Source organism: Rhizobium sp. AC44/96 (genome assembly GCF_001692185.1).
Taxonomy (GTDB): domain Bacteria; phylum Pseudomonadota; class Alphaproteobacteria; order Rhizobiales; family Rhizobiaceae; genus Rhizobium.
Window position 1 is genome coordinate 141734 of the sequence record NZ_LXKO01000008.1, and the last position, 16164, is coordinate 157897.

The 16164-nt window shown below is 56.5% G+C and carries 16 protein-coding genes; 12 read left to right on the plus strand and 4 right to left on the minus strand.

Annotation, left to right across the window (positions count from 1 at the left end):
* The first annotated feature begins 8 nt into the window (after window positions 1-8).
* The 5 genes from A6U87_RS09865 to A6U87_RS09885 all read left to right on the plus strand — a co-directional run bounded on the left by A6U87_RS09865 (window position 9) and on the right by A6U87_RS09885 (window position 5038).
* Entirely contained in the window at window positions 9-1616 is a 1608-nt protein-coding gene (locus A6U87_RS09865) for a GumC family protein (protein ID WP_065691077.1), read from the plus strand.
* 113 nt (window positions 1617-1729) lie between these two features.
* Window positions 1730-2059: a hypothetical protein gene (locus A6U87_RS09870; protein ID WP_065691078.1), complete on the plus strand. Its 330-nt coding sequence runs from the start codon at window positions 1730-1732 to the stop codon at window positions 2057-2059.
* Window positions 2060-2257: 198 nt separating this feature from the next.
* On the plus strand, window positions 2258-2824 hold the full coding sequence (locus A6U87_RS09875) for a sigma-70 family RNA polymerase sigma factor (RefSeq protein WP_065691079.1): 567 nt from the start codon (window positions 2258-2260) through the stop codon (window positions 2822-2824).
* A complete protein-coding gene (locus A6U87_RS09880) occupies window positions 2811-3446 on the plus strand; it encodes an NrsF family protein (protein ID WP_065691080.1) in 636 nt (211 codons plus the stop codon). The genes A6U87_RS09875 and A6U87_RS09880 overlap by 14 nt, the downstream gene beginning before the upstream one ends.
* A 344-nt stretch (window positions 3447-3790) precedes the next feature.
* Window positions 3791-5038, plus strand: coding sequence for a DUF6161 domain-containing protein (locus tag A6U87_RS09885; RefSeq protein WP_065691081.1), 1248 nt, complete (start codon window positions 3791-3793; stop codon window positions 5036-5038).
* Between the two features lie 151 nt (window positions 5039-5189).
* Here the strand turns inward: A6U87_RS09885 and A6U87_RS09890 are convergent, their stop codons facing one another.
* Window positions 5190-6845 carry an ATP-dependent endonuclease gene (locus A6U87_RS09890; RefSeq protein ID WP_065691082.1) on the minus strand — a complete coding sequence of 552 codons (1656 nt, stop codon included), beginning with the start codon at window positions 6843-6845 and terminating at the stop codon, window positions 5190-5192.
* A gap of 282 nt (window positions 6846-7127) precedes the next feature.
* On the opposite strand from A6U87_RS09890, the gene A6U87_RS09895 reads away from it, so the two are divergent.
* Window positions 7128-7505 carry a hypothetical protein gene (locus A6U87_RS09895; protein ID WP_065691083.1) on the plus strand — a complete coding sequence of 126 codons (378 nt, stop codon included), beginning with the start codon at window positions 7128-7130 and terminating at the stop codon, window positions 7503-7505.
* Between the two features lie 741 nt (window positions 7506-8246).
* On the opposite strand, the gene A6U87_RS30415 is transcribed toward A6U87_RS09895, so the two are convergent.
* Window positions 8247-9008 carry a hypothetical protein gene (locus A6U87_RS30415; RefSeq protein WP_065691084.1) on the minus strand — a complete coding sequence of 254 codons (762 nt, stop codon included), beginning with the start codon at window positions 9006-9008 and terminating at the stop codon, window positions 8247-8249.
* 175 nt (window positions 9009-9183) lie between these two features.
* Between A6U87_RS30415 and A6U87_RS09910 the strand changes: the two genes are divergently transcribed.
* Window positions 9184-9822, plus strand: coding sequence for a recombinase family protein (locus A6U87_RS09910; protein ID WP_065691085.1), 639 nt, complete (start codon window positions 9184-9186; stop codon window positions 9820-9822).
* Here the strand turns inward: A6U87_RS09910 and A6U87_RS30290 are convergent.
* Both A6U87_RS30290 and A6U87_RS09920 read right to left on the minus strand, forming a co-directional pair.
* Entirely contained in the window at window positions 9819-10136 is a 318-nt protein-coding gene (locus A6U87_RS30290; RefSeq protein ID WP_065691086.1) for a hypothetical protein, read from the minus strand. The genes A6U87_RS09910 and A6U87_RS30290 overlap by 4 nt on opposite strands.
* A gap of 46 nt (window positions 10137-10182) precedes the next feature.
* The gene (locus tag A6U87_RS09920; protein ID WP_065691087.1) at window positions 10183-10488 is read right to left on the minus strand and encodes a hypothetical protein; all 306 of its coding nucleotides are present in this window, start codon (window positions 10486-10488) and stop codon (window positions 10183-10185) included.
* An 806-nt stretch (window positions 10489-11294) separates the two neighbouring features.
* Between A6U87_RS09920 and A6U87_RS09925 the strand changes: the two genes are divergently transcribed.
* From A6U87_RS09925 to A6U87_RS09950, 5 genes are all read left to right on the plus strand, one after another.
* Complete coding sequence (locus tag A6U87_RS09925) at window positions 11295-11837, plus strand: hypothetical protein (protein WP_065691088.1); 543 nt, start codon at window positions 11295-11297, stop codon at window positions 11835-11837.
* A gap of 493 nt (window positions 11838-12330) precedes the next feature.
* Window positions 12331-13125: a hypothetical protein gene (locus A6U87_RS29635; RefSeq protein ID WP_141683935.1), complete on the plus strand. Its 795-nt coding sequence runs from the start codon at window positions 12331-12333 to the stop codon at window positions 13123-13125.
* A 328-nt stretch (window positions 13126-13453) separates the two neighbouring features.
* Window positions 13454-14179 (plus strand): hypothetical protein, encoded by a 726-nt coding sequence (locus tag A6U87_RS09940; RefSeq protein WP_244499459.1) that lies wholly within the window; start codon window positions 13454-13456, stop codon window positions 14177-14179.
* Window positions 14180-14224: 45 nt separating this feature from the next.
* A complete protein-coding gene (locus A6U87_RS09945; RefSeq protein ID WP_065691092.1) occupies window positions 14225-15295 on the plus strand; it encodes a hypothetical protein in 1071 nt (356 codons plus the stop codon).
* 68 nt (window positions 15296-15363) lie between these two features.
* Window positions 15364-15987, plus strand: a complete 624-nt coding sequence (locus A6U87_RS09950; protein ID WP_065691093.1) for a hypothetical protein — start codon at window positions 15364-15366, stop codon at window positions 15985-15987.
* The last annotated feature ends 177 nt before the right edge of the window (window positions 15988-16164 follow it).

Genomic DNA, 16164 nt, shown 5'->3' on the forward strand with positions numbered 1-16164 from the left:
GTGTGCGTATGAACCAGTTTGACAGGACGAGGCTAGGCCGGCTGCCGCAATGGCGCACGGGTGAGACCGGCCATGCCGCGCCTCAGCCGGCTGACGTGCGTAGTCCGGTTCTGCGACCCGCCGACTTCCTGCCTGCCAAGCCAAAGGCCGTCTCGCTCATTCCAGATGCGCCGGTGACCGAGGATACGCCCCCTCCACCGCGGATGCCTGATCCACCGCCCATCTCTCAGCCGATTGCAGACACTGTCCTTGCAAGCCCCAGCGCCGAGCCGATCGACTCCAGCGGCCCATTGCTGGACGTCCGCTCAGCCATCAGCGCGGTCTTGAGCCGTCGCCTGGTGGTGCTCAGCCTCTCCGTCGCCGGCGCGCTCGCGGGTGCGGTCGTGCTGCCGATGCTGCCGCAGAAATTCACGGCAGGAACGACCCTCTTCTTCGACCCTCGCCAAGTGGGCCTTGCCGATCCGAGCGCGCAATCGACGACCCCCTCGCCGGAGATGATTTCGGCGATGATCGACAGCCAGGTCCAGATCCTGACGTCGGGCAATGTCCTTCGCAGGGTTGCCGATGCGATGAAGCTCGACCAGGACCGCGAATTTACCAGCGGTCGGCCCGACAGCGCCGCCGTCATCAGCGCACTGCAGAAGGCACTTGCTATCAGCCGACAAGGCGCGACCTACGTGGTTTCATTGACAGCGACGACGACGGATCCGCAGAAGTCCGCGGCACTTGCCAACCAGGTGGTCGCTTCCTTCCTGAAGGAGGAGGACACCGCCTCGACCGGGCTTTACGAAGGCACGGCAAACACGCTCGACAGCCGGCTGAATGATCTTCGCGCCAAGGTCCAGGAGGCTGAGCAGGCGGTGGAGACTTACCGCGCCGACAACGATATGACCTCGACCCAGAACGGATTGATCTCCGACCAGCGGCTGACCTCGCTGAACACGCTGCTGGTGACGGCGCAGGACAAGACAATTCAGGCCAAGACACGCGCCGATGCTGCCGCGAACCTCCGTTTCGAGGATATTGTCGGCGGCAGCCAGCAGGATGCGGGCGCTTCTACCGCACTCTCCACCCTGCGGCAGCAATATTCGACGCAGGCGGCCATTGTCGGAAGCCTGCAAAGCCAGATGGGGGCGCGCCATCCGCGCCTGCAAGCCGCCCGGTCTTCGCTGAAAAGCATCGCCGACGAAATTCAGGGCGAGCTCCAGCGTCTCGCGACAACGGCCCGCGCCGAATATGATCAGGCGAAGAAGGCCGAGGATGCCATCTCCAAGGAATTGGCCGTCCAGAAGGCATTGCAGGTCAACACGTCGGACAAGCAGGTCGAGCTCAATGAATTGCAGCGCAAGGCTGCGGCGGCCCGCGACATCTACGAGACTGTTCTGAAACGCTCAAGCCAGACGAGCGAAGAGCAGAACCTGTCACGCAGCAACATCCGGGTCATTTCCGAAGCGGAACCACCAATCAAGCCCAATGGGCCGAGCAAGAAGATGTTCCTGGTCGCCGGTGCGATCGGGGGGCTTCTCGCCGGCTTTGCAGCGGGTGTCGGCTTCGCGATCTTGGCCAGCCTCATCACGCATCCTGTCATTCGCGGCTACTTCCGCAAACCAGCATAGGTCACGTTTGCGAGACTATCCGTTCGGCAGTGCCGCGCAGGCTTGATGCGTGGCGTGGCGGCGACTACATCCGCCGTAACAGTTGAAAGGCCGGCTTTCGACAGGAGACAAATATGCGGTTTGCGATGGTGATTCCCGCGGTTCTGGTGATCGCTTCGGCACTGGCGCCCGCAACGGCCTTCGCCACCGATTGGAAGCGCGCAGGCGAAACGCGTGTCCAACCGCTCTATCCCTACACAGACCTGCCTGGCGTAAAGGCACAACCGGACAAGACGGAAGAAGAGCAATTCACCTGCCGAACGGAGACACAGCAGATCCGGCGTCGATATGACGAGATATTCCGATCCGGCATGCCGACGCTGGTCTATGTCTGCGACCGTGACGGCTTTGGCTCGACGGGAACGCTGGTTCCACGCCGCGGCCGCTACCAGCCGGTCCGCTAGTCCGCCAGACCGACGACCCCGCCCAAGGCGTAATCCGACCGACAGGTTTGCAATCGCCGCTCCTTTTTAGGCAGGCGCGTCTTGCGGCGCTTGCCAAAGCGGGGGAAAACATTTCCAACCATCGCATTGCGGCCATTGCGGAAAAAAATCCGAATCGCGGTAACACAAGCCTGTGCGCGTTCGTAGAGGATATGTCGGGTGAGGAATTCGGCGCGTGAAGCAGAATGGGCGGGCTGGATGCGCGATGCGCTGGGTGGCGATGCGCAGGCCTATCACCGCTTTCTTTCCGCCGTGACGCCGCACCTGCGGGCCATGGCGCGCAAACGCTGCGGCCAGTTCGGAGCGCCGGCGAGCGAAGCGGAGGACGTGGTTCAGGAAGTGCTGCTGGCCGTTCACCTGAAACGCGGAACCTGGGACCCGACACGTCCGATCGGACCCTGGTTGTCGACGATCGTGCGCAACAAGCTGATCGACAGCCTCCGGCGCCGCGGCAGACATACGACTGTGCCGATCGAGGATGTGATGGCGACGCTCGAAGCCGTGGAGCAGACCGACGCAACGGATCGGCTCGACGCCGAGCATTTGCTGGAACGGCTGCGTGACCCGCAGCGCGACATCGTGCGTTCGATATCGATCAATGGCGCCGGCATTCGCGAGACGGCGGAGCGACTGAGGATGAGCGAGGGAGCCGTGCGCGTGGCGCTGCATCGTGCCCTGAAGACGTTGGCAGCCCTGTACCGGAGTGGAATACGTGAAGACGGATGAGCTGATTACCCTTCTGGCGGCAGACGCGGCGGTCCGTTTGCGGCTCGGCCGTGCGTTGGCGATCGCGCTGGTTGCGGGCGTGATCATCTCCGCAGCCATCCTGCTCGCCACCGTCGGCATTCGCCATGATATATCGATCGCTATCGAGACCATTCGCGTCCTCTTCAAGACCGGCCTGACCTTGATCCTCGCGCTCGCCGCTTGCGGCCTGGTTTTCCGAATCGGGAAGCCCGGAGCGTCGCTCAGAGCCAGAGGCCTGGTACTCCTCGTCCCGGTCGCCCTCCTGGCTGTTGCCATCGTGCTTGAGCTGATCGTCGTACCTTCGCAAGATTGGACGACCCGCCTGGTCGGCAACAATGCCGGCTTCTGCCTGATCTTTATTCCGCTGCTTTCGGTAGCACCGCTGGCTGGCTTCCTGCTGGCATTGAGAGGCGGCGCACCCGAGCGACCCGCCCTTGCCGGCGCGGCAGCCGGCCTCGCCTCCGCCAGCATTGCAGCCGCCCTCTACGCCTGGCATTGCGCCGACGACAGCCCGCTTTTCGTGGCAACGTGGTACACGATCGCCATTGCGGCAGTCAGCGCAATCGGAGCCGTGATCGGCCGTCGATATCTGCGTTGGTAATGTTCAGGAGAGGGAAAGTGAAAAGCCGTTGGTATCGGCTTTCACATTGTATTCCTTATGGAATGGTGCCCAGAAGAGGACTGCGCATTTTGGCCCTCTCTCCATTGATTTTATTTCATTATTTTTAATCGAAGGCAAGGGTTGTTACAGACCCATGTTACTACGAGCCGCCGTCAGCTCATCGAAATGATCATTAATCCAACCAACTTGGCGCTTCCTGCCGCCAGTCAACGGAAAAGCTGTCTGGCTCCGGCTCCAAGAGAATTGAATATTGCCCCTTGGGGGACCCAACCCCCAGATGTAATGGTGAAGACAACAAGAATCACTTTCCTTCCGAGAGCGTCATGAATTTCGAAGTCTTTCGTGGTCTCAGCGCACCCTATTCTTCAGCCGAGCTACCGAAGAGCGAAGAGGAGATGCAAGCTCAGATTGCCTCCTATCACCATATGATATCGTTTATTGTCGACCGCGCCGCCAACTACAATGATCGCATGGACGGCGCGAAAAGCATGATGGATCGTGCGGCTGCAAACGTTAACGCATGGTTGAACGAGGCCGGGCCGGATCAGATCAATCGGCTTCTCCCGCCATTAAGTGCGGCCTCCACGCATCGTTTTTTCGAATGGGCCGAGTCTCAGCCGATGAGCGAAGAGTGGATCGCTACGCTAGTTGCGTCATTCATGTACGAGACGAGGCGAACTCAACGCGATCAGCCGGGCATCAGACAAGATGTTGCCAATCGGATGGTGGAAATAGAACTCGCCAGTTACGCCAGCTGGCACATATTTCAGCTCACACAGGATGGCCACAATCAGGCCGTCAGAACCCACATCAAGGAGTTACAAGAAAGTACGGCGGAGCTCGTCGGCTATTTTCAGCAAAGACTCCAAGACATCAGCAACGAGGTGATTGCGCAGCAAAAGGAAAGCGGAGAGGCGACCCGAAGTCTGCAGTCTAGCCGACAAGCATTTGAGAACGCGGGGGCCGCCATGCATGAGGCTCTCACAGACGCGACATCCCGCTTAGCCGCTGTGGACGAGAAGAGGAAGGACGTCGAGGCCAAGATCGAGGCGCTGAGGGAAGGTGTTCAGACCACAACCGCGAAAGCCCTTTGGAACAGCCGCGCTACCGCAAGCAGTAGGGCATTCTGGATTTCGAGCGCTATTTTGGCGGTATTTTTAGTTCTGATCCCTGTCTTCGCATTCGTCCATTTAGATGCGGTACTGGGGGTACTCAGACACATCGGGGACGCGACCTTACAGGGATTGCCACCAGACCCAACGGCAACTCAATTGGCTGTCGCATCCATTAGCCGACTTGTCGTCGTTAGCACACCGCTTGCGCTATACATCTGGGTCATTCGTTTGATGGTGCGATTCAATTCAAGGTCGCTAGTCCTGGCCGACGACGCTCGGCAGCGACACACCATGATGGAAACCTATTTCCACCTTATAGAGGAACGCGCGGCGTCAAAGGAAGATCGAGCCCTCATTCTCGCAGCCTTGTTTCGTCCAAGCCCGGGCCACGGTGGCGACAGCGTCGACCCACCCAACTTTACTGAGCTGTTGGAGAAAGCGATGCCCAAAAACTGAGTGAGAGGACGCAGATGCCGACACGACAATGGCGGGGCCAAGATGCCGCTGGACACACCGCAGAAGTGAAGAAATTGGACTATTTCTCGTCGCTCCGCTCAAATGGACTTTCGAACATCAAGCGTTGGATAGGAGGAAATTGCAGAGGTCCCTAATAGGGAATTCCGCTTCGCGTATTGTCCTTGAGCCACGAACCAACTTCTCCAACGAAGTCCCAAACGTCTCCTTTGGCAGGCTTTAGGTAGTCATCGTCCCGAGGGTCCGCCCCCATCTTTTCGAAGATGCTTCGCAGCCAAGCGCTTTTCCCACGGTCAACTTTCAAATCTTCAAGCCAATTCTCAACTTCTCCCCCTGAGACCACGAAGAGACCGTATCGCCTTAAGTCCGAGAGCAGGTTTCGAGCCATTTCTGCATCTTCGCCTGCTAGCAGAACGGTCCCGCCTTCCCGCTTAAACTCTTTGCCCGTGTCTTGAAGTGCTTTGAGCACGGTTTTTCTTCGATTCTGATAAGCCTCGAATTCGCCCTGAGGGATGCCAGCCGCTTGAAGTTGCCGCGTCCACTCGCCTCCTCCGTCTTTCAGGATATCGATGTCCGTAATGCCTGCTGCAGGAATGCCCAGCTTTCTCAGCGGAGCGATGATTCTTGGGATTGTCTGCTTGTTATCCGCGTTCAAAAAGAGCGCGTGGGGTATTCCTCGGGCGTCCCCGGCTGCCAGCAGCCTTTCATTGACTTCCTGATAAAAGGCGCGGTCCGCATTGGCTTCCCCTACAATAACGTAGTCGTAAAACAACCCTTCAAGGACACCCACTGAACGCAACAAGGGGTCTTGCATCAGCACTCGAAGATCGCTGCTTTGTAGGAGGCGAGCCGTTGCGCGACCCCCGTTATATGTCAGCCGGACGATATTGACCGATGCTCCCGACACAATGGCACCCATTAGAAACTGAGCGTTATGCGTTGAAGCGAATATATGCTTCTTTTCATCCACCGCGCCGCGTGCCAACTCCTTCCCCAGCTTAAACGCTAGGCTAGGGTGCAAGAATGCTTCGGGTTCATCAACCGTGATTACCTTTGGGCTGCCAACATGCAACTGAAGAAGAATTCCGGCGAATGCCTTCACGCCATCACTAACCGCCTCCACGCCCTGTGCGTTTCGCATATACTCAAGCGTGGCCTCCTCGAAGGACCTTTCGTTAGGTGGCTCGCCTCGACCGAAGCGAACGTTCACCTGGTCTCCAACGGAGGCGTCAAGAACAAGGGTCAACCCTGTAGCCTCATTAATCAGCTTCCTTAAATCGGTCCGCCGTTGATCATCAGTTAAAAGCCGCGCAAAGATTGAATCGGGATATTTAAGGTCGCCCCTTGGCTGCGCGTTGAGTAACTGAATCCGAGATGGACCATCCAGCGCGAGGATGTATTTGCTACTATAATAGTTTGCGAAGGCTGCTGGATTGGCACTGGGGTTCGGCAGCAGCTCCATAAACGATGGAACGTGGATCTGGTTACGGCCGCGCGACCACTTTATCATCACATGATCATGGGAAAGCAGCTCACCGTGGCGTGGTTCATCCATCAGCGCCTCCAACTCCGCACGCGCTTCCTCCTTCGTAAAACTATTAAACGTCACTGATTTCAGTATTTTTCCTTCGCTCTGACCGTTGTGGAAAAAGGAACCGATCTCTCTTAGAGCTTGGCTCTTGCCAGAATTATTTGGCCCAACAAATATCGTCACGGAAGGAGGAGTTTGCAGCACCAAGGGTGGGTGTCCCTCCGCTGCCCCGAATTTGAACTCTATTGATGAAAGCATAAAGTCTCCTGCCCATGAGTCGCACCGTAAGTCTGCGTAACTTTATACTGGGATTCAACCTCTGCGTTTCAGTAGAAGGATGGGTCTCCTAGAGCGGCAAAGGCAGCTATATGCTGTTTACCCCGTCAGTCTGGTTCCGATACTCGAAAATCTCGGCCCATTCACCCTCTGTCAATTCGTGGAACGCGGGCACAACGACGGGTCAATTAGCCCACCGAGTTCCCATCTAGTGTGAGTTTGAAAGTTATGTGACACTTCCTGTCATCGGTCGGGGAAGCGTACATGGACAAATACCAGCCGCAGTGCGTGCAGAACGATATAACTGGCCTCGTGCCGCTCGCTTACGGCGTAGCTCTTCTCGTCACCGCTTACGTTGCGGTCCGCGCGATTTTCTTGTTGCTCCTGGATTTGGATGTGGACGCCGGGGAAGTGGCCTGCCCCGCAGGGGTAGCAGCTCGCTCGCTTGTGGCATTGCTTACCTTCGGCCTAGCAGCTTTGATGCATATTCTTTGCGGGTATGTTTACTTCCGGTCACGCCGCGACAAACAGACCGATGAGAAAGAGCCCTCGCCAGGGGTTCGGGTGGTTTACTTCATGTCTGGAGCAACTATCCCAGGAATGTTTCTTTACACGGCTGCGATAGCGTTTTTTCCCTGCTGAGGAGTGCTCGAAGCAAGCGCCTTCAGATAGAAGGGAATTTCCTCTTCCATTGCACGGATAACAGCGCTGTACTCATCAATGGATTCTTGGTTGGCACCGGTTCTGCGCAGGTGCTGTAGATGAAGAACTGCAAAACTATAGCATTCACATACGTCGGAGAAGAAACACGACCAAGGCGCTAGCTCTCTAATCCCAGGCAGGCGCACTGCGAAGAGAGCCAAACCGTGCTGGGCATGGTCAATTCCAGTGTTCATCTTGCTACAGTGGCTCCCTCCGAAGAGACCGTCAAGATACCTGAGAGGACTATGCAAACTGACCCAGACCACCGACTTCATCACAGAACTCATCGTTGCGGCCAACCAGATTAGCGCCGTGACACCCTTTGAGCGCCGCCGATTGCTGGAGCGTGCAGTTGCCACAACGAAGGCCCTACGCGAGCTGCTGCTCCTGAGTAAAAAGGTGGTCCCCATATCGGCAGGCTTGCAGCGGGACATTGAGGGAATGGTGTGTGAAGCAGAGACCGCCCCGGAGGTCTTGATGGCTGCCGTATTGTTGATGGCGGCGGATGAAATCAGGCAGCTCCGCATCTTGGCGCATGAGGATGGCTCCTAGCTCACCACATGGGCCGGAGTACACCAGGGGTCACGTATCTGAGAGGTGAGCTTCGAGGAGCTGAAACGACCATTCCCCCCGGTACCCGTCGAAGGGGCTCTATGCAGACGAAAAGCCCATCCCCGGCGGTCAGGTCAGAGGTGTGGCGGCAATCCCCAGGTGGTTGATCTGGCTCAGCATAACAACAGCCGCGACGCCTACAATCATGAAGATAATCCTTCGAGTGAATGCCAAGGGCGGCGCAAGACCAACGACGGTCAAACCACAAATGATAGCGCATACGGCGGCTATGGTGGTCGATGCCGTCTCCGACACGTTCGGCTCTAGGAGGATGCCAGACGAGTGCCCGAAGACGAAGCTAAAGCCGAGCATACTGATTGCCACCACAACGGCGGTCCACAACGGCCAGCCTCTCAGCCCAACTACAATGGCGGCACAGTAGAGAAACACGGACACGCCAATATACACCGAGGGGTGCGCAAGATAGATGCTCGCCGCCAGATACATAAACGCGGGAAGGCTGACGATAGCCACCTCTGCTGTATAGAGCACGAGAGCTAGAAGCACCCGGCGATTGAAGATATTGGACCAAAGGACCGGGTGCAATTCGCGGGCCTCGCCCTTGAACTCATTCTCAACGCGGGCTCCAACCGCAATGAAGCTGACGAAGAGCGCCATGGCTATCATTGAGTTGGCCTCTGCGCTCACCCTAATGTCAAATGTCTCCGTGAGCGATTGAACGGCAGACGCCGTAACGTTCGCCCACTTGCCCACCAGGTAGTCCGCCCACTTGGCCAGATCGAGAATGCCTTGCACGTTGGACAGCAAGGTCAAAGCTCCACCCAAAATCCCCAACCACGTCAGCATACAATGCTTAAGCCACTGAAACATAAACCATCCCGCGCCTGCCTCCGCCTCTAATACTAAGGTCCTGCCACTTCGAAAAGGTGCACTTCAAGCGAATCCCTCTAAGCCTCTCGGGAGACCACTTCGATAAATGCCATTGACAACTTAACGCGAAGCGCTATATATCGAAGCATGCAAAACGAAGTGAGGGACTTTCTGCGTGTTTATCCGGGCATACCTTCGAGCCTCCACCAAGGAGCAAGACGCCAGCCGTGCAAGGGAGGACCTACAGCGCTTCGTTGATGAGCGGGGTCTCAAAATAGCGGCCACCTACATGGAGAACGAGAGCGGCGCGTCCTTGAAGCGTCCTGAGCTGTTCCGCCTCCTTTCTGACTGCCAACCAGGTGATGTCCTATTGGTGGAGCAGGTAGATCGCCTCAGCCGTCTCAATGCCGAAGACTGGGCTAGGCTTAAGGTGGAGATTGCCGCCAAGCGCGTTCGCGTGGTTGCCCTAGACCTCCCGACCTCTCATCAACTTGCCCAGGCGGGGAGTGATGAGTTCTCAGCCCGCATGTTGGACGCCATCAACGGCATGATGTTGGATATGCTCGCAGCCATAGCCCGCAAGGACTACGAGGACAGACGCAGGCGGCAAGCCCAGGGCATTGCTAAAGCCAAGGCAGAGGGAGCCTTCAAGGGAAGACCTGAAGACGAGAAGCGCAATGCTGCTCTCACGGCAATGCTCAAGGGCGGACAGACCTGGGCGAGCATAGTGGCCGCCACTGGGGTCTCGACCTCTACCCTCTCCCGCCTGGCAAAGCGCATTAGAGAGGAAGATCAGCCGTCCGCAGCTAACTAAGCCACCTGACTGCGCCGGGTCTGAGCAACCTGGCCCATGAAGACCACCTCTAAGCAGTCCTTGAGGAAGCTGACGTAGCCCTTGGTAGTGCCCACGACCAGACGGAGGCCAATCTTCAAGTTACGTTCCCGAAGGCAGTTGACTAGGCAAGCCGCGTGAAAGACCACCGAACCAGGCATAGAGACCAACACGAGGGCGCGGACTAAAAGGCTTGCCTTCTTGCCATAGTTGACGGCCTGGTCGAAGTCCTCTCGCCCCTGGGCATACCAGAAGAAAACGGCACTAAGAGCTATCATGAGGAGGGTGAGTGTCATGCGCTGTGGTCCTTGTGTTGGAGTGTGACGGTGTGCTCTATCGGCATCATTGCAGGGCCGCCCGCTCATCGTCGGGGCAAGCTTTATCAATCTCTGCGATGGTGGCGTTTTGCTTCTCTAGTGCGGCCAGACAGACAGTAATCGCGGTATCCGCCGTTGCAGCTTCGCGATTGGCTTGACGTTGACAGCGGTCGAAGGACCACCCGCTCTGGTACTCCTTGACGCAGGCTTGACGGTAACTGACCTCACGAGTCATTGAGGCCTTTTCTTCCCACTTGTCGGCAACGCTGTAGAGAAATGCCGTCGCTAACGCACCCACTACCGCCCCAAGAAGGGCCGAGCTAAATTCCATGGTGAATTTCCCCGTGAGGCATCGCCTGCGGTTCGCCCCCGCAAGCATAGCCTCCATGACCCATGATCGGGGGGTTGGAAACCGAGTCTAGTCGGCCCTAAGCTTTTAGTTCGGTGGAACCTGGACATAACTCAGGCCCCCCGACCAACTTAAGGTCAAGGACGGCCCCCTTCCGGTGGGAGCCATACCGCTAGACTCAGGGTTTCCACGCCCCGGAACGCTGCGTTGCGCTCAACATGAGGTCTGCCGCAAAAGCGAAAATTTTGCAATCGTTTTGATCGCTGTCGCCGCGTCTGATTTCTACCCCTGATAGTTAAACTCCGTATTGAGAGAGAACGGCGAAATTCCCCTCTTCGAGTAGTGAAATGCTCCCTCGCGGAAGTTGTGCTTCATAGCGAGAGAGACGCGCCGAAAACCGCGAAATCTAATTCCCTTCGTAACGAAAGAGGCGGCTGCCAAAAATTAGTCGTCATAACGAAATGCAGCTGACCGAGAGTTGTGCTGCATAACGAGAGAACGCCTGCGAAAAACTAGATAGAGGCCGGCCAATTTCTCCCTCGCCACCTTTCAACTAACTCGTTCCATATCTCAGCGGCTAACTCGAACCACTCGCCTCTAAGACCACATCGATCATCGGCTCACTCGGTCACCCTGCTCTAGGTGGCACAAGGAGAACCACGCGGTTCTCACAACCAGGTCAACCGTGACGGCCTGCCTATGGCTCTAAACACACCTCCGCACTCATGCGGCCCGGGTGATCTCAACCACCAATCCGAAACAAATCCACTCAGAAAGGAACTCCTTAAATGGACAACCCAAACAATATTCCTGCGTCTTGCTCTTTGCTCCTCGCGGTCGCAGTGAACGGTACGAACGCCAAGCCTTACCCGCAGCACGCTTACGTGTGGTGCGCAGCGGACGCGGAGGGCAAGTCTATGTTGTCAAACCTCAAGACCAACCCTGAGAACATCGGCCAGCATAACGACAAGGTGTTCCACCACGCCCTACTTGAGGCGGTGAAGGGGGTTGGCATAGCCATTCGAGAGACGGCTAGGGCCGCTGCTGTGCGCCTTACGATCATCACTCCCAACGGGTCTGAATTTCACAATATCTTCCGGCAGCCAATCGAAGCGCGGCGGAAAGCGTTTTACCTAAGGAGCAACGGCGAGCGCTGGGTAAATGAAACGCTCATCAAACTGATCGACTGTGCCGTAGAGGCCCATGGTCTGATCCTCGATGCCCGACCTCCAGAATCTGAGGTGGAGCGTAACTTTCTCGCGGCTACCCAAACTGAAGCTGGTAGGCGCTGGAAGGCTTTGCGTAGGGCGATAAAGGAAGGCCGCTCGTGAGAAATCTTGTCATTCAATTTACGCTAGTCACCGTTCCGCCGGGGCCGCCACGGAACATCCAATGAGGAATGACGAGGTATCGCGACGTGACCAGCACCCGCTTCACTTCGACCCCTGGCTAACAGCATCGGGACCCGCTCTTCTCAACGCTTGTGCTGAACTCTTTGCTTCAATCCCTACCCCCGAGATCACGCCAGGGCGCAAGCCTAGAGCAGACGCAATGGAGAGGCGACGGGTTTGCTTGCGCAGCCTGGTAGCCAACCTCGTGGTGTTTATCCTCGTTCCAGGGAGTCACCCTGCGCTTGTAGTCCCTCTCCGCGTAGAAAAGCGATCACGGTACGATTGCCCCGGCTACCACGCGGCGGTTCTCTCCTGCATGCTCAAGAGTCTTCAAGCCGCTGGGATGGTGTCTGTGACGCCGGGTGCTGCGCGACAAGGCCGAACCTGTGTCGCACCAACGAAACGCTTCCACGAGCTACTGCAAGGCCATAGCGTGACACTCGACGATATACGGCTGGATGGCGGGGAAACCATTCTTCTCCGTTCCAAGGAGTCTGAAGACGGCACTACCGCGTTGCTGGAGTACCAAGATTCACGAACCACCATCGCCATGCGACGGGACCTGGAAGTGATTAACCGGACGATCAACTCAGCCGACATTCGTCATGCGGGAAAACCAATAGGGCCAACTCATCTCGTTCGAATGTTCCAAGGGGACTTCCAGCACCATGGGCGATTGTATCGGGGCGTGTGGCAGTCACTTCCCAAACGGGACCGTCACCTTCTCAGCATCAACGGCGAGGCAGTGGCTGACCTGGACTTCAGCGCAATGTTCCTCCAGCTCGCATACTTGAAGCAGGGCGTTGAGATGCCATCGGGTGACCCATACGCGATCCCTTGCCTGGCAGGGTGTAGGGGAGCAGTCAAGAAGCTGATCTCCTCGCTCCTCGCTCGCAAAGGTGCTGCTTTACGACTGCCGCCTGGCCTCAAGGAAGAGCTACCGGAAGGTTGGACCATGAAGCGATTTGAGCAGGCAGCACGCTCGAAGCATCCTGCGATAGCGGGGCTCTTCGGAAAAGGGCTTAGTCTGAGATTTATGCTCATTGAGAGCCGGATCATGGTTGCCGTTCTGCTCGGGCTCGCTGCGAGGGGCATTACAGGTTTGCCCATGCACGATGGCCTTATGGTTGCCGCCAGCCATAAGAAAACAGCCATCGAAGTGATGCAGCAAGCTAGCTTTGACGTGGTAGGAAAGGCGCTGCCAATCTCTGAAAAAACAATAGGTTAGAACACAGCGCGAAAATAACTCGTTCTATATGGTCTATATGTCTTCCTCTAGGTGTCAGGGGCTGAGGTGGATTAGACCCCTATCATCACCACTGACCCTTGAAGGAACGCTCCGAGTAGGTCCGAAAAGACTAGGAGCTTACTGTCGGTCACCTTAAGGACTAGCCTCCATGTGACCGACAGCATGTTCATCAACATCAAGTTCAACGACAAGAGTTCAACGATGATGAGGGGTCTAATCACCACAGCCTTCCGTGCGACAGCTTGCAGGCTCAACCTCAGTGTGCCAGGTTCCGGCGAACCACAACCCTTCCCTCTACGGTACTATATTGACGGATCACGGCTTCTCCCCCGAAGAAATCCACGAGATGTTACTAGGCATCCAGCGGAGCCTCAGCAGACTGAAAGCCGTAAAGGTCGACGAGGGGCATATGCCAATGTCGTACATCCCTGAGGCCGCATCCGTCTTCGCAAAATTAGCGGTGAACGGCGCATTCGATGACCTTGGTATCAATCCAATATTGGCTCCGAAGCTGAAGGATATTGATGCAACGGTTAGGGGCCCCGTGATGATAGCCGTGCTTTCACATACTCACGGTTACCTTCGAAAACTTCAGGGCGTGGACGGCGGCAAAGAACCTGGCGCAACGACGGATCATCGTCCCACGGATATCGTCACAGCACACCCCCCGCAGCCACTTCAAGTCTGGACGGAACGATGGGTCTATGTAAGGCGTGGATCACGCGCCAAGGAAATAATCATCGATGTTTCCGAGTTGCTTGAGGAAGCGATTTTACTAGCAAAGACCACCAACTTACCCGAAGCTCAGGCGGGACTGACTGACATCGAGCGGGCACAACTCATAGCGATCTTGGAGACAACCCTTGCGATGCTCAAGGCTCCGATGGTCGAGCCGGGGCTTTTGAAGAAAACTGCTAGAGTGGCCAACGACGTCGCCCAGAAAGCAGCTAAGACGAAAGTTGAGGAAGCCCTCGGCGCTGGCCTTGAGCATATCGCCAAAAGGGTAGCAGAGCTGATCGCCAACTTGCTTTGACTACCCCGCTAGACAAACATCACGGCTACTGTTCAACCTGGCGTTATGTCTGACTTATTGATTCTCGCTGGTGATGATGGTGTGCAGCTCAACGCTAAGGTTGAAATGCATGAGCATGGACTCATTCTACACAGCCGCAGCGGCACCGACCGCAACCGCGATTACCGCGCAGCACTCGAAATGTTGATGAGCCGTCTAGATCACGGGCAGGTCGCCTACCGAATTTACCTTGATAGCCGTCCAGTCCAAGGAATTGGTCTTGGTGAACGCGAGCTTGCCTTTGATCGTCTAGCGCCAGTGGGCACGCGATTTGACGAACTTGTTCGAGCAATGAATGCGGGCAGTTCCAGTCATGGGGCATGGAGGCGGCTTTTTATTGAGACCCCTGGTACATCACCAGTACGGTTGCGTGAAATCGTTCAAAGCAAAACAAACATCAGTCGCCTGCCTGCCAGCGAATTGAGAAAGGTTACGACCGCCCATATCCATAGTGCCGTCCAAAAGCTTCTTGGCGGGGGTGATGCTCCTAACTTCGCACCTTCGCGTGACTATGACGCTTTCACCAGCACCGGCACTCCCCTCGCCCCCAAGAAGGTTTTCGGTCTGGCCATTGAGGAAGCTCTAGGCATCGAAGCTTTCCCCGCACACTTCAGCGCCGGATGGGGGCAAATATGCTTCGAACTTCTCGAAGAAGCCGGCCTCTGGATCACACCGAAAAAGGAGGGCGTTGGTCGCCCTAAGCCTGACCCCAAGACGATTGAGGCGGAGCTGGCGGATTTTGTGCCGACTGAAGAGGAGCGCAGTTGGATTGAGGGCAACCCGAAGATCGTCTCTCACCTGAAGCTTGAAAGAGCCTCTGGTTTAGCGAAGCAAAAGCGGGATGCCTTCATCGCAGAGCATAAGCGGCTTTTCTGCGAGGACTGTAAGCTCGATCCTGTTGAGCGGTATGGCCCGGACGTAGGTGCGGCGTGCATCGAAGTTCACCACCATCGAACGCACGTAGAGAATATGATGCCTGGTCACAAAACCAGGTTGGAGGATCTGAAGTGCATTTGCGCTAATTGCCACCGTGTTCTGCACCGGAAACTGGCCTTAGGGCTCGCGATACCGGTCTAATCTCATCGGTGGTCGGGGTCCACTTATGGACGACAAATCAAGCGAATGCGGCAGCTTAGGGAGTGATTATGGGCTTTGACGACGCAATGCGTGAAGCCGCGAAAGCGGCAGATAATGCTGTTGCACGCGCAATGCGCAAGTACCGAGACGGATTGACGGTTGACGAGGACGATTTAACCGGTGTTCTCATCGGGAGCCTAGATGCAGAATTTGATAGAAACATAGCGGGCATCCAGTGGTCTAGCTCCATTTTGCGGCACCGAAAGGGCAGCGCTGCGGAAGAGAAGCGCATCGGGGCTGACATGGTATTTCATATCGCTTTGACGACCCCTTTGGTGAAATACTCGAAGGCGGTACTAATCCAGGCGAAACGGCATCAACCGGGAATGCTCATGACGCAAAACGAGCATCACGACCTTGGCGCACAGTGCAGCAAAATGTTGGCGGTCACGCCTGCCTCCTTCGTTTTTGACTATACCACCTCAGGCATGAGATGCGGCTCTGCGAGCAAGATATACGGTTCCACAAACAGAGACCTCTATGACGCTTGCAAATGGACCTCATATCGATTTTTTCTGGAGTTTTTTAGAAGTTCGATCGGTGATCCCCGTCTGACAAGCGCGAAGGTTGCCGATCTGCCCGTTCCCCTCGTTCTGAACCTGTCCGCTCAGGGTGATGTGGTAGGAGAATAGGTCTCCTCTTAGTGTTCCACCGCCAGCAGTTTCAGCGGTGGGAGCTTTACGGCTTCCCCACAAACCCTCACCTGCTCTAGTGTTGATTTCCACTGAGAGCTGACCCGGCGCAGCCCGATATTTCCATCGAGAATTGACCCATGTTTCAACCGTCCCTCGCATATTTTCAGCGGGGGC